The sequence below is a fragment of the Actinoplanes octamycinicus genome (assembly GCF_014205225.1).
Taxonomy (GTDB): Bacteria; Actinomycetota; Actinomycetes; order Mycobacteriales; family Micromonosporaceae; genus Actinoplanes; species Actinoplanes octamycinicus.
The window spans coordinates 4,649,563-4,664,292 of the sequence record NZ_JACHNB010000001.1; the positions used below are offsets into that span (position 1 = coordinate 4,649,563).

General features: G+C 71.9%; 15 protein-coding genes and 2 pseudogenes. 8 read left to right on the top strand and 9 right to left on the bottom strand.

Going from position 1 to position 14,730, the window contains the following annotated elements; all coding sequences use genetic code 11:
• The first annotated feature begins 41 nt into the window (after positions 1–41).
• Complete coding sequence (locus BJY16_RS20330; RefSeq protein ID WP_185041171.1) at positions 42–605, top strand: TetR/AcrR family transcriptional regulator; 564 nt, start codon at positions 42–44, stop codon at positions 603–605.
• 32 nt (positions 606–637) lie between these two features.
• On the opposite strand, the gene BJY16_RS20335 is transcribed toward BJY16_RS20330, so the two are convergent.
• The 3 genes and pseudogenes from BJY16_RS20335 to rho all read right to left on the bottom strand — a co-directional run.
• Positions 638–1,519, bottom strand: coding sequence for a Sco1979 family transcriptional regulator (locus BJY16_RS20335; protein ID WP_185041172.1), 882 nt, complete (start codon positions 1,517–1,519; stop codon positions 638–640).
• A gap of 30 nt (positions 1,520–1,549) precedes the next feature.
• A complete protein-coding gene (locus BJY16_RS20340) occupies positions 1,550–2,347 on the bottom strand; it encodes an SAM-dependent methyltransferase (RefSeq protein WP_185041173.1) in 798 nt (265 codons plus the stop codon).
• 83 nt (positions 2,348–2,430) lie between these two features.
• Positions 2,431–3,546: pseudogene (rho, locus tag BJY16_RS20345) on the bottom strand (transcription termination factor Rho); the annotation flags it as partial.
• 221 nt (positions 3,547–3,767) lie between these two features.
• Here rho and BJY16_RS20350 point away from each other — a divergent pair.
• A pseudogene (locus BJY16_RS20350) lies at positions 3,768–3,981 on the top strand (helix-turn-helix domain-containing protein); the annotation flags it as partial.
• Positions 3,982–4,187: 206 nt separating this feature from the next.
• Here BJY16_RS20350 and BJY16_RS20355 read toward each other — a convergent pair.
• The gene (locus BJY16_RS20355) at positions 4,188–5,048 is read right to left on the bottom strand and encodes a L,D-transpeptidase (protein ID WP_185041175.1); all 861 of its coding nucleotides are present in this window, start codon (positions 5,046–5,048) and stop codon (positions 4,188–4,190) included.
• 83 nt (positions 5,049–5,131) lie between these two features.
• Here BJY16_RS20355 and BJY16_RS20360 point away from each other — a divergent pair, with 83 nt between their 5' ends.
• Both BJY16_RS20360 and BJY16_RS20365 read left to right on the top strand, forming a co-directional pair.
• Positions 5,132–6,139, top strand: a complete 1,008-nt coding sequence (locus BJY16_RS20360; protein ID WP_185041176.1) for an LLM class flavin-dependent oxidoreductase — start codon at positions 5,132–5,134, stop codon at positions 6,137–6,139.
• Between the two features lie 73 nt (positions 6,140–6,212).
• The gene (locus tag BJY16_RS20365; RefSeq protein ID WP_185041177.1) at positions 6,213–6,851 is read left to right on the top strand and encodes a nucleoside/nucleotide kinase family protein; all 639 of its coding nucleotides are present in this window, start codon (positions 6,213–6,215) and stop codon (positions 6,849–6,851) included.
• Here the strand turns inward: BJY16_RS20365 and BJY16_RS20370 are convergent.
• Together BJY16_RS20370 and BJY16_RS20375 are read right to left on the bottom strand one after the other, a co-directional pair.
• The gene (locus BJY16_RS20370; protein ID WP_185041178.1) at positions 6,835–7,494 is read right to left on the bottom strand and encodes a 2'-5' RNA ligase family protein; all 660 of its coding nucleotides are present in this window, start codon (positions 7,492–7,494) and stop codon (positions 6,835–6,837) included. The two genes, BJY16_RS20365 and BJY16_RS20370, sit on opposite strands and share 17 nt — an antisense overlap.
• Positions 7,491–8,174, bottom strand: coding sequence for an HAD family hydrolase (locus BJY16_RS20375; protein WP_185041179.1), 684 nt, complete (start codon positions 8,172–8,174; stop codon positions 7,491–7,493). Before BJY16_RS20375 ends, BJY16_RS20370 begins: the two co-directional genes overlap by 4 nt.
• A 114-nt stretch (positions 8,175–8,288) precedes the next feature.
• On the opposite strand from BJY16_RS20375, the gene BJY16_RS20380 reads away from it, so the two are divergent.
• Positions 8,289–9,017 (top strand): class I SAM-dependent methyltransferase, encoded by a 729-nt coding sequence (locus BJY16_RS20380; protein WP_185041180.1) that lies wholly within the window; start codon positions 8,289–8,291, stop codon positions 9,015–9,017.
• On the opposite strand, the gene BJY16_RS20385 is transcribed toward BJY16_RS20380, so the two are convergent.
• Genes BJY16_RS20385 through BJY16_RS20395 form a run of 3 tightly spaced genes read right to left on the bottom strand, consistent with a single transcriptional unit; the run spans position 8,975 to position 11,424 of the window.
• On the bottom strand, positions 8,975–9,880 hold the full coding sequence (locus tag BJY16_RS20385; protein WP_185041181.1) for a PfkB family carbohydrate kinase: 906 nt from the start codon (positions 9,878–9,880) through the stop codon (positions 8,975–8,977). The genes BJY16_RS20380 and BJY16_RS20385 overlap by 43 nt on opposite strands.
• Positions 9,873–10,757 (bottom strand): hypothetical protein, encoded by an 885-nt coding sequence (locus tag BJY16_RS20390; protein ID WP_185041182.1) that lies wholly within the window; start codon positions 10,755–10,757, stop codon positions 9,873–9,875. Before BJY16_RS20390 ends, BJY16_RS20385 begins: the two co-directional genes overlap by 8 nt.
• A gap of 28 nt (positions 10,758–10,785) precedes the next feature.
• The gene (locus BJY16_RS20395) at positions 10,786–11,424 is read right to left on the bottom strand and encodes a TetR/AcrR family transcriptional regulator (protein ID WP_185041183.1); all 639 of its coding nucleotides are present in this window, start codon (positions 11,422–11,424) and stop codon (positions 10,786–10,788) included.
• Between the two features lie 88 nt (positions 11,425–11,512).
• On the opposite strand from BJY16_RS20395, the gene BJY16_RS20400 reads away from it, so the two are divergent.
• The 3 genes from BJY16_RS20400 to BJY16_RS20410 are packed head-to-tail and all read left to right on the top strand — an operon-like array spanning position 11,513 to position 14,601.
• Positions 11,513–12,661 carry an acyl-CoA dehydrogenase family protein gene (locus BJY16_RS20400; RefSeq protein ID WP_185041184.1) on the top strand — a complete coding sequence of 383 codons (1,149 nt, stop codon included), beginning with the start codon at positions 11,513–11,515 and terminating at the stop codon, positions 12,659–12,661.
• Between the two features lie 19 nt (positions 12,662–12,680).
• Positions 12,681–13,430, top strand: coding sequence for a 3-oxoacyl-ACP reductase FabG (gene fabG / locus BJY16_RS20405; RefSeq protein ID WP_185041185.1), 750 nt, complete (start codon positions 12,681–12,683; stop codon positions 13,428–13,430).
• 13 nt (positions 13,431–13,443) lie between these two features.
• On the top strand, positions 13,444–14,601 hold the full coding sequence (locus BJY16_RS20410; RefSeq protein WP_185041186.1) for an acyl-CoA dehydrogenase family protein: 1,158 nt from the start codon (positions 13,444–13,446) through the stop codon (positions 14,599–14,601).
• Positions 14,602–14,730: the final 129 nt, after the last annotated feature.

Consider the following 14,730-nt stretch of genomic DNA (forward strand, 5'->3'; position numbering starts at 1 on the left):
GTAGGCTGCCGAACGAACGTTCGTCAAGTAGGGTGAGGGGCATGACAGCGACGCGACGGGCGGGCAGCGAGACCCGCGCCGAGATCCTCCGGGTGGCCCTGGAGCTGTTCACCGAGCGCGGCTTCGAGGGCACCTCGATCCGCGACCTGTCCGAGGCGCTGGGCATGACCAAGTCGTCGCTCTACTACCACTTCGAGGGCAAGGAGGCGATCATCCAGGCGCTGCTGGCCAGCCGGCGGGCCGAGGTCGACGAGCTGCTGGAGTGGATCGACGGCCAGGAGCCGGGGCCGGAGCTGCTGCGCCGCGCGGCGCTGCGCTGGGTCGACTCGACGGGGCGGGAGCGGATCCTCGGCATGCGGTTCGCGCACGCCAACGGGCCGACGATGGCCCGGCTGGCGGCCCAGGGCGGCACCCGCGGCTGGTTCGACGAGGCGATCACCAGGATCCTCGGGCCGGACGCGCCGATGCCATCCCGGTTGCGCGCCCGGATGGCTTTCGACACGGTCAGCGCGGCGCTCTTCGCCGCGCAGGGGCAGCCGGCCAGCGAGGCGGACGTGCTGGCCGCGGCCCGCGCCGCGACCATCGCGCTGACCGCGCCGGACTGAGGCCCGCTTCCCGCTGACGGTCCGCGGCTGGCTCAGATCCGGCCGGCGTCCAGCTCGCTGAGGATGTGGGTGAGCAGTTTCGGGGTCTCGGCCGGCGGCTCGGCCTCGATGAACAGGCGGCCGATCGCCGCGGCGTAGTGGTCCACCTCTTCCCGCTTGTCCAGGTAGAGCGCGCTGGTCAGGTGCTCGATGTAGACCACGTCGGGCAGCTCCTCGTGCGGGAACCGCAGGATGCTGAACGCGCCGCCGGCCGCGGCGTGCCCGCCGGACTGGAACGGCATGATCTGCAGCCGCACGCTCGGTGACTCGCACACCTCGATCAGCGTGGCGATCTGCTCGCGCAGCACCTCCCGGCCGCCGATCGGGCGGCGCAGCACCGCCTCGTCCAGCACCGCCCAGAGCCGCGGCGCGTCCGGGCGGTCCAGCAGTTTCTTGCGCTCCATCCGCAGGCCGGCCCGCAGGTCGATCTCCTCCGGGCGGGCGCTGCCGTGACCCAGCCGGATCACCGCCCGGGCGTACGCGTCGGTCTGCAGCAGCCCCGGGACGAACTGCACCTCGTACGTCCGGATCAGCTCGGCCGCCTGCTCCAGGTCCAGATAGTTCTGGAACCAGGTGTCCAGCACGTCGCCGTACGCCTGCCACCAACTCGGCGCGTTCGCCTCCCGGGCCAGCGCGACCAGCCGGTCGTGCTCGGCCTGGTCCACCACGCCGTAGAGCTTGAGCAGGTCGACGATGTCGCGCTCCTTGAAGCCGACCCGCCCCAGCTCCATCCGGCTGATCTTGGACTCGGAGGCGCGGATGACATAGCCGGCCTGCTCGCGGCTCAGCCCACGGGACAGCCGCAGGGCACGCAGATGGGCGCCGACCTGGAGCCGGCGCACCGTCGAGCCGCCACCGTCGTGTTCCTCCGCCAAGGACGCACCTCCTAGCCAGGAGCCTAGGCCCTAAGGCTTCCTACCGACCGCGCAGTACTGACTGATCTCCTCGGCGTCCGCGTCCGCCGGGTCCGGCCGCCACCGGGTCACCGAGGTCACCCCGGGCTCGACCAGCTCCAGGCCGTCGAAGAGCGCGGCGATCCGCTCCGGGCTGCGCAGGTGGTATTTCGGCTCGGCGGACAGGTTCCAGATCCGGGCGGCCTCGCGGACGTCCGGGTCGGTGTCGCTGCCGTCGTACATCGCGAAGTAGCTGCCGGACGGGAAGCGGGCCAGCAGCGTGTCGATGATCTGCTTGGCCTCGGCGTCGTCCTCGAGGTGCCCGAGAATGCCCATCAGCATCAGCGCCACCGGCTGGTCGAGGTCCAGCGTCTCCCGCGCCCGCTTAAGGATCTGCTCCGGATCGCGCAGGTCCGCGTCGACGTACGCGGTGGCCCCCTGCTCGGTGCTGGTCAGCAGCGCCCGCGCGTGCGCCAGGACCAGCGGGTCATGGTCGACGTAGACGATCCGGGCGGCCGGGTTGGTGGCCTGCGCGACCTCGTGCGTGTTGTCCGCGGTCGGCAGCCCGGTGCCGATGTCCAGGAACTGGGTGATCCCCGCCTCGCCGGCCAGGTAGCGCACCGCGCGCACCAGGTAGCGCCGGGAGAGCCGGGCGTGCGTGCCGAAGTGCGGCAGCGACGCGGTGATCTGATCGCCGACCGCGCGGTCGACCTCGAAGTTGTCCTTGCCGCCGAGCAGGTAGTTCCAGATCCGGGCGGTCTGCGGGACGCTCGTGTCGAGTTTCGGCACATCGGTCGGGTCGTCGCTCACGCGCACATCCTCGTGGCAGGGCGGACCCGGTGTCCTTTGTGGATCCGCGGCGGTCGTTTCGGATCAGCATACTCACCGACTGGTCACGTGTGGACGGTCTGTGCCACCCGGCGGAGGAACTCCGTGTTGGACCCGGTGGTGCGCAGCTGGGTGAGCAGCTGCCGCATGCCGTCCCGGCGGTCCTGGCCGGTCAGCGCCTTGCGGACCTGGGCGACGACGGCCAGCTCGGCCGGGGCGAGCAGCAGCTCGTCGTGCCGGGTGCCGGTGCCGGCCAGGTCGATGGCCGGGAAGATCCGGGCCTCGGCGAGCGACCGGTCCAGCTTCAGCTCGGCGTTCCCGGTGCTCTTGTACTCCTCGAAGATCAGGTTGTCGAGCGCCGACCCGTTCTCCACCAGGGCGGTCGCGATGATCGTCAGCGAGCCGCCGTTCTCGATCTTGCGGGCCGCGCCGAGCAGGCGTTTCGGCGGCTGCAGCGCGGTGCTGTCCAGGCCACCGGAGAGGGTGCGGCCGCGGCCGGGCGGCGCCGTCAGGTTGTACGCCCGCCCCAGCCGGGTGATCGAGTCGAGCAGCACCACCACGTCCTCACCCAGCTCGGCCAGGCGTTTCGCCCGCTCGATCGCCAGCTCGGCGACCGCAGTGTGCTCCTGCGGCGGCCGGTCGAAGGTGGCCGCCACGATCTCCGCCTTGACCGTGCGGCGCATGTCGGTGACCTCTTCGGGCCGCTCGTCGACGAGCACCATCATCAGGTGGCACTCCGGGTGGTTCACCGCGATCGCGTTGGCCATCTGCTGCAGGATCGTGGTCTTGCCGGCTTTCGGCGGGGCGACGATCAGCGCCCGCTGCCCCTTGCCGATCGGCATCAGCAGGTCGATGACCCGGGTGGTGAGCAGGTCCCGCTCGGTCTCCAGGCGCAGCCGCTCCTGCGGGTAGAGCGCGGTCGTCCGGTAGAACTCCGGCCGTGGCCCGCTCGGCCGCCCGTTGACCGCGGTGACCTGCAGCTGCGCCGGCTTGCCGGGCCGGCCGGACCGGGCGAAGCCGGTCACCCGGTCGCCGCGGCGCAGGCCCAGCCGGCGGGTCTCGGCGAGGGTGACCGGCAGGTCGGCGCGGCCCGGCAGGTAGCCGTCGGCGCGCAGCCAGGCCCGGTCGTCGACGATGTCGAGGATGGCGTCGACCGCGAGCGTCTCCTCGGTCGATGGTGGGTTGTGGGTACGGGTAACCGTCATGGGGAACACTCCAAGTCGAGCCGCGAGCGGGCTCGGGGGAAGCGAAACGACGGCACAGGCGGCGCGTCGTCAGGTGAGAAAGAGTCCCGGGCGGGGAATGCCACCGGCATCCGGGATGCGCCCACCGTAGCACCGTTCGCGGATTCGGCCCAGTAGGGCAGGATGGGGGTCACAGCTTCCGGGGGAGGGGAACGGGCATGCCACTGTTGCGCCGGGTCATCGGATCGGTGCTGCGCCGGGTGCGCCAGCATCAGGGCCGCACGCTGAAGGAGGTGGCGGCCGCCGCCGGCGTCTCGCTGCCCTACCTGTCCGAGGTCGAGCGCGGCACCAAGGAGGCGTCCTCGGAGATCCTGGCCGCGATCTGCCGGGCCCTGGGCCTGCCGATGACCGACCTGCTCGACCTGGTCCGCCAGGAGATGATCCGCCAGCCGGTGCACCCGGTGCGCCCGGCCGGTCGCTACACCGTGGCGCCGGCCGTCCAGGCCCAGCGCGCCCAGGCCCAGCGCGGCCCGACCTGTTCGATCAGCGGCCGCCGCCCGGCCGGTGTGCGCGCCGGCGGTCGTCCCCGGGTGGCTTTCGCCGCCCGGCTCCACGTGACCTGCTGAGTGCCCCGCTGATCAGGCCAGGACGGTGATGGCGGTGCCGGCCGGGATCTCCTCGATCAGCTTCTGCTGGGCCGGCCCCGGCATCCGGACGCAGCCGTTCGACACGCTGTGGCCGAAGACGCTGTCCTTGTACCAGGCGTGGATGCCGGTGTGCGCCAGCTGGAAGGCGGACGCCATCTTGTCCGGCTCCTCCGGGATCGAGCCCAGCACCAGCGCCCGCAGCCCGAGGTAGATGTCGCCCTTCATCGGGGTCGTGCCCATCACGTAGGTGCGGCCCAGCGGGGTCGGCGTCTGCTTCGCGCCGGTCGCCACGGTCCACCGCTTCTGCTCCTCGCCGTCGCGCAGCCAGCGCAGCGTGTGCCGGGAGACCTCGACGATCAGGTGGTCGCGCAGCGTCTCGACGGCGTAGTCGCCGGGCGGCACCCAGCCGATCCGCCGGTTCACCGACGGGACCAGCACGGCCACCCAGCCCCGGTCGCGGGCGACGATCGGGACCACGGTGCGCAGGCCGCTGATCTCCGGCGGCAGGTAGGCGCGCGGCTTGCCGCCCGGCGCGTCGTAGAGCGCCACCTTCGTCGCCGGGTGCAGGCCCTCGGTCGGGGCGACCGTGGAGTGCTGGTCGGGGTCGGCGGGCAGCTTCTCCGGCCCGTCCGCGTACGTGATCACCGGCAGGCCGGCCGGCGGCGTCACCACGCGCGGAGGTTCCGGTGCGGCCGAGGGCGAGGCCGGTGCCGCGGACGAGGAGGGGGCCACCCACTGGCCCGCGCTCGGCGAAGGGTCTCGGTCGTGGGCGAGGCCGACGGCGGCGCCGGCGGCCAGCACCGCGGCGGCGGCCGTCGCGATCAGGTACACACGGGTCCGGGGGCTGGACATCGGGACAGCGTAACGACCACCCGGCGAAGGTGAAGGATCTTGTGAGCAACGAGTGGTTCACATCTCCGGGATAGGGTGCAGGCATGCTGCGTAGGCTGGGCTTTCTCACCATCGGCCTGTTCGACGAGGCGGATCCGCGCCGCGGGCACGAGGCCACCCTGGAGATCATCGAGCTGGGCGAGCGGCTCGGCTTCGACAGCGCCTGGCTGCGCCACCGGCACCTGCAGTTCGGCATCTCCTCGCCGATCGCCGTGCTGGCCGCCGCCACCCAGCGCACCAGCCGGATCGAGCTGGGCACCGCGGTCACCCCGCTCGGCTGGGAGAACCCGCTGCGCCTCGCCGAGGACCTGGCCACCGTCGACCTGCTCTCCGGCGGCCGGCTCAACCCCGGCATCAGCGTCGGGCCGCCGATGCACTTCGACCGCGTCAAGGACGCGATCTATCCGGACACGGCCGACGCGGAGGACTTCAGCTACGCCCGGGTCGAGAGACTGCTCGCTTGCGTACGAGGTGAGCCGGTCACCGACTTCCGCGGAACGGTCGGCTTCGAGCAGTTCTCCGATCGCGTGCAGCCCCACTCGCCGGGGCTGTCGTCCCGCCTCTGGTACGGCGGTGGCAGCCTGCGCTCGGCGGCCTGGGCCGGTGAGCACGGGATGAACTTCCTGACCAGCAGCGTGGTCAAGGCGGAGGAGTCGGAGGACTTCGACGCCGTCCAGCTCTCGCACATCCGCGCGTTCCGGGCCGCCCACCCGGACGGCGAGCGCGCCCGGGTCTCCCAGGGCCTGGTGGTGATCCCCACCGACTCGGCCACCGCGGCGCAGCGGAAGAAGTATGCGCAGTACGCCGAGCAGCGCTCACCGCGTACCAGAACTCCGCAGGGACCAGCGCGGATGATGTTCGCGCCGGACGTGGTCGGCACCGCCGCGGAGATCGCGGAAAGGCTTGCGGAGCAAGCGGCCTTCCGAGAGATCGACGAGGTGGCGTTCGCGCTGCCGTTCACCTTCGAGCACGAGGACTACGTGCAGATCCTCACCGACATGGCGGAGCGGCTGGGTCCGGCCCTCGGATGGAAACCGGCTGCGGATCGCTGACGCCGGGGCCGGATCAGCGCGCCGGGCGTTAGGCTGTGGCTGACCGTTTTCGCCGCTCAGAGGCGGGTTCCGGATGGCTGAAGTGGTTCGTGACCGGGAAAGCCTGCTCGCGCGGATCATCCCGCTCGGCGGCGACCGGCGACTGATCGGGATCGCCGGGCCGCCCGGCGCCGGCAAGAGCACACTGGCCGGCTGGCTGGAGGCGCGGGTCGCCGAGCGGTGCGGCGCCGAGCCGCAGCGGGTCGCCCAGGTCCCGATGGACGGCTTCCACCTGCGCACCGCGGTGCTCGCCGAGCGGGGCCTGCGCGACCGCAAGGGCGCGCCGGAGACCTTCGACCGGGACGGGTTCGCCGACCTGCTGTGCCGGGCGCGGACCGCGACCGGCGAGATCACCGCCCCGGCCTACAGCCGGGAGCTGCACGAGCCGGTGCCGGACGCGCACCGGATCCCGGCCTCGGTCCGGCTGATCATCAGCGAGGGGAACTACCTGCTCCTGCCGGACGACGGCTGGGCCCGGGCCGGCGAGTGCCTGGACGAGATCTGGTACCTCGACGTGAGCTGGGCGGTGACCCGGCAGCGCCTGATCGACCGGCAGATCGCCGGCGGCCGCACCCCGGAGGCGGCCGCGGCCTGGGTCGACGGCAACGACAAGCGCAACACCGAGCTGGTCGCCGCGGCGGCCGGCCGGGCCACGGTCATCCTGCGGCCCTGAGCGGCAGCGTGCCGACCCGGTCCCACTTCCACCGCCGGTCGTCCCGGTTGAGCCGGACCAGGTGCAGCTCACGGGCGGTCAGCGAGACCCGGCGGTCGGGGAGCGCGCGCAGCGCCCGGACGATCGGGGCGGTCGGCACGGCCGCGCTGAGGTAACCGATCGAGACGTGCGGCCAGAAATGGTCGTCGGCGCCGGAGATCGCGCCGACGACCGAGGCGGTGACCCGGCGCAGCAGCAGCCGGTGCCGCTGGATGGCCGGCCACGGCGTGACCCGGAGCACCACCGCCTCCGGGTTCGGGTCGACCGGGCCGAAGGTGAGCGGCAGCGGGGCGAGCGGGAGGTCGCGGGCCGCGTCCAGGACCCGGGCGGCCTGCTCCGGAGTGACCTCGTCGGTGAAGCCCACCTGCTGCAGGCTGACGTGCAGGTTCGCCGCCGGGTCCAGCCACCGGGCGGGCAGGGCCGCGAGGTGGTCGGTGGCCAGGGCCGCCAGGGCAGTTTCGGCGGTCAGATCGAGATACCACCAGTACGACGTACGGCCGGGGCGCCAGCCGTTGCGCCACTCCCAGTGCGGCCGGGTGAGCGGGGCCGCGGCGAACTGCTGCCAGCGGAGCCGGGTCTCGGTCTCCTGGTCCCGCGTCGTCACAGCAGCTCCCGGACCGCGTCGTAGACGCCGGCCGGCGCGCACTCGGCGTCGGCGCGGACCGCGCGGCTCAACCCGCTGCCGCGCTCCAGGTCGGCGGTGCGGGTGCGCAGCCGGACCACCGGGATGCCGGCGCGCCGGGCGGTCAGCACGTCGGTGGTCCGGTCGCCGACCAGCACGGCGGGTGCGGCAGCGCCGAGCAGCGGGCGGAGGCCCGCCGGGTCGGGCTTGCGCGGAATGCGTGTGCCGTCGCAAATGACCACCCGCTCAGCCGGTGCGAGTTCACCCAGTCCACACCGGTCGATCTTCGCGCGCTGCGCCGCGTCGTCGCCGTTGGAGACGATGGCCAGGGCGTGCCCGTCGCCGCGCAGCCGGCGGGCGGCCGCGACCACCCGTGGGTCCACGGTCACTCGCGCGACCGCCTCGGCGTGGTATTCCGCGGCGAGTCCGTCCAGGTCAGCACCGGCCGGCAGGGGCGCGCCGAGCACCGCCGCCAGCACTTCGACCAGGTCGGCGAACTGCTGATCGGAGTAGAGCAGCGTGGTCCGCCGCCAGATCGCCAGCGCACGGGCGACGTCGCAGCCGGGCAGGAGGGTGGCCAGCACGGTGCGCCGGGCCGCCCGGGTGGCGGCGGCGGTGCGCAGCAGGGTGTCGTCGAGATCGAAGATGACGAGCCCGCCCATAGGGGAAAGGATAGGTCTGCCTCGCGGTGCCCACCGGGTTCCGGCGTTCCCGTCCCGCGAGGGGATGGTGGTCGGGGTTCGTTCGCGATCACCTCGGTGCTGCGGGAGGCTCCGATGGCGCGGATCGACTTCGACGGGCCGGTGGCGGCGGTGTACCAGTCCGGCCGGGGTGCCCCGGAGGGCGGGCTGGACGGCTGGCGGGCGGCCCTCGGCCACTACCTGCCGGTGCGCGGGCCGGTGCTCGACCTCGGGGCCGGGACCGGGCTCTACGCGCAATTGCTGCGGAGCTGGTTCGGGGTGCGGATCGTCGCGGTCGAACCGGCGCTGGCCATGCTCCGGCAGGCCCCACCGGAGGCGGCCCGGGTGGTGGGCCGAGCCGAGCGGATCCCCCTCGCCGCCGGCAGCTGCGGCGCCGCCTGGCTGTCCACGATGATCCACCACGTCGCCGACCTGCCGGCCGCCGCCCGCGAACTGCGCCGGGTCCTGCCACCGGGCGCCCCGGTGCTGATCCGCAGCACCTTCCCCGGCGACCAGTCCCGGATCGCCCTCTACCGCTTCTTCCCCACGGCCGGCGCGGTGCTGGACACCTTTCCGTCGGTGGCCCAGGTCGAGGCGGCCTTCACCGCGGCCGGCTTCGCACTCCACGAACGACGCCGGATCCGGCAGGTCAACGCGGCAACCCTCGCCGAGTTCCACGAGAAGGTCCGCCACCGCGCCAACACCACCCTGCTCGCCATCCCGGACAGCGAGTTCACCGCGGGTCTGGCGCTCCTGCGCGCGGCCGCTGCGACCGAGACTGATCAGCCGGCCGTCTCGGAGCTGACCCTGCTGGCGCTGCGCTGATCCATCCAGGAGCGGGTGCCGAAGGAGGCGCAGCTGCGGGTGGCGACCGCGGCGGCCTCGTCCAGGGCCTCGGCGAACGTGGCGTCGGTGAGTGGCCGGCGGCGGGCGACCGCGAGGGTGAGGGCGCCGTGCAGCACGTCGCCGGCGCCGAGCGTGTCGACCACCGTGGCCGGCGGCACGGGCTGCTCGGCGAAATCGGAGCCGGTCCAGCGGAGCAGCGGGTCGGCGCCACGGCTGATGGCGATCCAGCGGACGCCGGCATCGGTCAGGAAGCGGGCGATGTCGCGGTCCGAGGTGAGGCCGGGCGGCCGGAAGTCGGCCGAGCAGACCACCACGTCCAGCAGCGGGAGCAGCCTCGGGGTGACCGGTTTCCAGCTACCCGCGTCGATCAGGGTGGGTATGCCCTGGCGGCGCGCTTCGGTCAGGACCGCGACGGCCAGCTCCGGATAGTGCCCGTCGACCTGAACGGCGCCGACATCTCGCAGAACGGGCGGCAGATCGGGTGGGACCACGGAGCGGGTGGCGCCGTTGGTGGAGACGACGGCGCGGTTGCCGGTCCCGGCGCTGACCACGATGCTCGACACGGACGGCGGGCCCGGGTCATCGGCGGTCAAGTCGACCAGGCGGACGCCCAGGGAGGACAGGTCGGCGTGGATGCCGGCCGCCAGCGGATGCCGCCCGACCGCGGTGAGCAGCGTCGCCGCCCCGCCGAGATGGGCGACGGTCGCGGCCGCGTTGGTGGCCGGGCCACCCGCCGCGACGGTCTGGGCGAGTGCGGTGACCTTCTCGTTGTCCGCCGGGTATTTCTCCACCAGCTGGAGGATGTCCAGGGTGCACAGGCCGGCCAGCAGGACCTCAGTCATCCAGGCAGATCTCCTCGAGATGCGGGGCGTGGTCGGTGTAGACGCCGGTGGAGAGCACCGCGATGAAGTTCTTGTCCCGCGGCACGCTGCCGGCCAGCTGCCGCCAGTGCTGCGAGAGGTACCACCCGGTCGCCGTGGTGCCGACCGGGCCCAGGCCGGCGACCAGCAGCCAGCGGCGCTCCGGGAACTCCTCCGGGTTCGGAGCGTAGCGGAGGATGATGCCGTACTGCTTGCGCTTGGTGGAGCGGTACTCCGAGCCGTTGCGCAGCCGGATGAACTCCGAGCCGACCTCGTCCTCGATGATGGTGAACAGCGGGTCGGCGTGCTCGTTGGCGTACAGATGCGTGCAGTCGTTGCTGGACAGGCCGAAGCTGACGAAGCTGCGCGCGCAGTCGTCGATGATCGACGTGTCCACCGTGATGATCAGCGGGCAGGTGCGGCGCGCCTCGAACGCGGTGGAGACGTAGAGCAGCGACTGGATGTCGTTGGCCGCCACCACCCGCGGGATGTCGATCCGGTGCACCGTCACCTCCTTGAACCGGGAGTGCGGCCGCTGGAAGAGCATCTGCTGGTTGTGGTGGCCCAGGGTGGCCCGGACGTCGTCGTGCATGACGAAGTCGGGGTAGCACATCAGGGTCTCCTTGCGGACCAGCTCGGCGCCGAAGAAGTGCACCCGGGCCCGGTCGGCCAGCCGGTTCTGCAGGGTGATGAACATGTCCAGGATGGTGGCGAAGATGAACGAGGTGGCCACCCCGACCAGCATGTCCTGGATCGGGTCCCGGGCGTGGAAGGCGGCGACGAAGAGCGCGGCGGACAGGGCGAGTCCGGCCAGGTCGAGCCAGAGCCGCTGGCTGTTCAGGATGCGCCGGATCCCCATCGTCCTTCACGATGCAGGAAAACGGTGATCAATGCACCGGCGGCGGTCCCGAACGGGCGAGCCGGGCGGCAAGTCCGTCCACAAAGGTGACCAGCGCGAACTCGAAGCTGTCCCGGTCCACCGCGTCGGCGTGCTCGCGGAGCCGGTGCGCGTCGCCGAGTGCCGGGTACCGCTCCAGGTAGACCTGCACGTCGTCGACGAAGCCACGCGAGAACGACCCCATCGCGGCGCCGACCACCAGGTATTTCGTCGAGGCGCCGATCATCGTGGCGTCCCGGGCCGGCCAGCCGGCGGCGACCAGACCGCCGTGCACCGCGTCGGCGCGGCGCAGCGAGGCGTCCCGCTGGCCGGGGCCGTGCGCCAGGAACGGGACGATGTTCGGGTGCGCGGCGAGCGCGGCGCGGTAGGACCGGGCCCAGCCGAGCAGCCCCTCCCGCCAGCCCTCGGCGAACGCGCTGACGTCGACCTGCTCCATGATCTCGCTGGCCACGTCGTCGAGCAGTTGCTCCTTGGTCGGGTAGTGGAAGTAGAGCGCGGGGGCGCTGACGCTCAGCGCGGTGGCCAGCTTGCGCATGCTGAAGCCGTCCAGCCCGTCCCGGTCGATGATCTCCAGAGCGGCGGCCCGGATGCCCGTCTTGCTGAGCAGGGGAGTGGTCGGCCGCGGCATGGAGGCATCTCCTGACTGTTGTTTCGCCTAACACCGTTAAGTTAACATGGCACGGGAAACCTGACAGCGTTCAATTTAGGAGCGGGCCGTGGACCTCACCCTCTCGGCGGAACAGCACCAGCTGCGCGACCTCGCCCGGGACTGGGTGGAGCGCGAGGTCGTGCCGCACGCCACCGAGTGGGACCGCGCCGAGCAGGTCGACCCGAAGATCGTCGGAAAACTGGCCGAGCTGGGCTTCCTCGGCCTCGGGATCGCCGAGGAGTTCGGCGGCTCGGGCGGCGACTTCCTGGACTACGCCCTGGTCATGGAGGAGCTGGGCCGCGGCGACACCTCGGTGCGCGGCATCGTCTCGGTCACCCTCGGCCTGGTCGCCAAGACCATCCAGGCCTACGGCACCGACGAGCAGAAGAGGCACTGGCTGCCCCGGTTCTGCTCGGGCGAGACGATCGGCTGCTTCGGCCTGACCGAGCCGGGCACCGGCTCCGACGCCGGCAACCTGACCACCCGCGCCGTCCGGGACGGTGACGACTGGCTGATCAGCGGGGAGAAGATCTTCATCACCAACGGGACGTGGGCCGGCCTGGCGCTGGTCTTCGCCCGCACCGGCGGCCCCGGCCCGCGTGGCGTCACCGCGTTCCTGGTCCCCACCGACCGGCCCGGCTTCGGCCGCCGCGAGATCAAGGGCAAGCTCGGGCTGCGCGGGCAGGCCACCGCCGAGCTGTCGCTCGACTCGGTGCGCGTCGCCGACGCCGAGCGGCTCGGTCCGGAGGGCGCCGGCTTCAAGATCGCGATGTCCGCGCTGGACAAGGGCCGGATCGCGGTGGCTTCCGGTTGTGTGGGCCTGGCGCGAGGTTGTCTGGAGGCCTCCCTGGCGTACGCCGGGGAGCGCACCCAGTTCGGCAAGCCGATCGCCACCTACCAGCTCGTCCAGGAGATGCTCGCGGACATGGCGGTGGAGACCGACGCCGCCCGGCTGCTCGTCTGGCGCGCCGCCGACCTGGTCGACCGCGGCCAGCCGTTCGGCACCGCCGCGTCGATGGCCAAACTGTTCGCCAGCGAGGCCGCGGTGAAGGCCGCGAACCAGGCGATCCAGGTCTTCGGCGGGTATGGGTATGTCGACGAGTTCCCGGTCGGCAAGTTCATGCGCGACGCCCGCGTCCAGACCCTCTACGAGGGCACCAGCCAGATCCAGAAATTGCTCATCGGCCGAGCGCTGACCGGGATCAGCGCCTTCTAGGAACAAGGGAGTTCTCTCTATGAGCCGGGTTGCCATCGTCACCGGGGCCGCGCGCGGCATCGGCGCGGCCACCGCGTTGCAGTTCGCGTCCGAGGGCGCGGCCGTCGCCGTGCTCGACCTGAACGAGGCCGACTGCGCCGACGTGGTCGGCCGGATCCAGGCGGCCGGCGGCACCGCGATCGCGCTGGCCTGCGACGTCGCCGACGAGGCCCAGGTCGACTCGGTGATCGACAAGGTCGCCGCCGAGCTGGGCAGCGTCGACGTGCTGGTCAACAACGCCGGCGTCACGCGGGACAACCTGCTGCACAAGATGCCCGCGTCGGACTGGGACATGGTGATGAACGTGCACCTGCGCGGCGCGTTCCTGTGCAGCCGGGCGGCCCAGCGGCACATGGTCCCGCAGCGCTCCGGCAAGATCGTCAACACCTCGAGCGTGTCCGCGCTGGGCAACCGCGGGCAGGCGAACTACGCCGCGGCCAAGGCCGGCATCCAGGGCCTGACCCGGACCCTGGCGATGGAGCTGGGCCCGTTCGGGATCAACGTCAACGCGGTCGCGCCCGGCTTCATCGTCACCGAGATGACCGACGCCACCGCGGCTCGGATCGGCGTCTCCGCTGCCGATATGCAGGCCAAGGCGGCTGAGATCACCCCGCTGCGGCGGGTCGGCCACCCGGAGGACATCGCCAAGGTGGTCGCGTTCCTGGCCAGCGACGCCGCCTCGTTCGTCACCGGCCAGACCCTGTACGTCGACGGCGGACGCCGCCTGTAAAGAAAGAGTTCTCATGCGTCGCACAGTTTTCAACGAGGACCACGAAGCCTTCCGGGCGACCCTGCGGGACTTCCTGCAGTCCGAGGTCGTGCCGCACTACGACGACTGGCTGCACGAGGGCGAGGTGCCCCGCGAGTTTTACAAGAAGCTCGCCGAGCTCGGCCTGTTCGGCATCGAGGTGCCGGAGGAGTACGGCGGCGCCGGGATCGACTCGTTCAAGTTCGCCGCGGTGCAGTACGAGGAGACCGCCCGGGCCGGCGTCTCGTTCGGCGGCTCCGGCGTGCACGTCGCGCTCTGCCTGCCCTACCTGCTGAACCTCGCCACGCCGGAGCAGAAGCAGCGCTGGCTGCCGCCGTTCGTCAGCGGCGACATGATGTTCGCGATCGCGATGACCGAGCCGGGCACCGGGTCCGACCTGGCCGGGATGAGCACCACCGCCAAGCTGTCCGAGGACGGCCGGCACTACGTCCTGAACGGGGCGAAGACCTTCATCACCGGCGGCGTCCTGGCCGACCGGGTGATCGTCTGCGCCCGCACGTCGCCGCCGAAGCCGGACGACCGGCGGTTCGGCATCTCGCTGCTCGTGGTGGACACCAAGCTGCCCGGCTACTCGGTGGGCCGCAAGCTGGACAAGCTCGGGCTGAAGACGTCGGACACCGCGGAGCTGGCGTTCCAGGACGTGCTGGTGCCGGTGGAGGATCTGCTCGGCGAGGAGAACAAGGGGTTCTCGTACCTCGGGCAGAACCTGCCGCAGGAGCGGCTCGGGATCGCGTTCGGGGCTTATGCCCAGGCCGCGGCGGCGGTGGAGTTCGCGAAGCGGTACACCCAGGAGCGGAAGGTGTTCGGGCAGACGGTCGCCTCGTTCCAGAACACCAAGTTCGAGCTGGCGGCTTGCCAGGCTGAGGTGGACGCGGCCCAGGCGGTGGCGGATCGGGCTCTGGAGGCGCTGGACGCCGGGGAGTTGACGGCGGCCGAGGCGGCTTCGGCGAAGCTGTTCTGCACCGAGGTGGCGCATCGGGTGATCGACCGGTGCCTGCAGTTGCACGGTGGGTACGGGTTCATCAACGAGTACCCGATCGCTCGCCTTTACGCCGACAACCGGGTGAACCGGATCTATGGCGGGACGTCCGAGGTGATGAAGATGATCATCGCTAAGGACATGGGGTTGTAGGGGCGGTTGCGCTAGGTGGGGGTTCCGGGCGGGGGCCCTCTTCGAAGCCCGTCAGGCTTGATGTCTTCGAAGAGGGCCCCCGCCCGGAACCTGTTTGGTTACCGGGGGTGCCGCGCTGTCTGGTTGGGG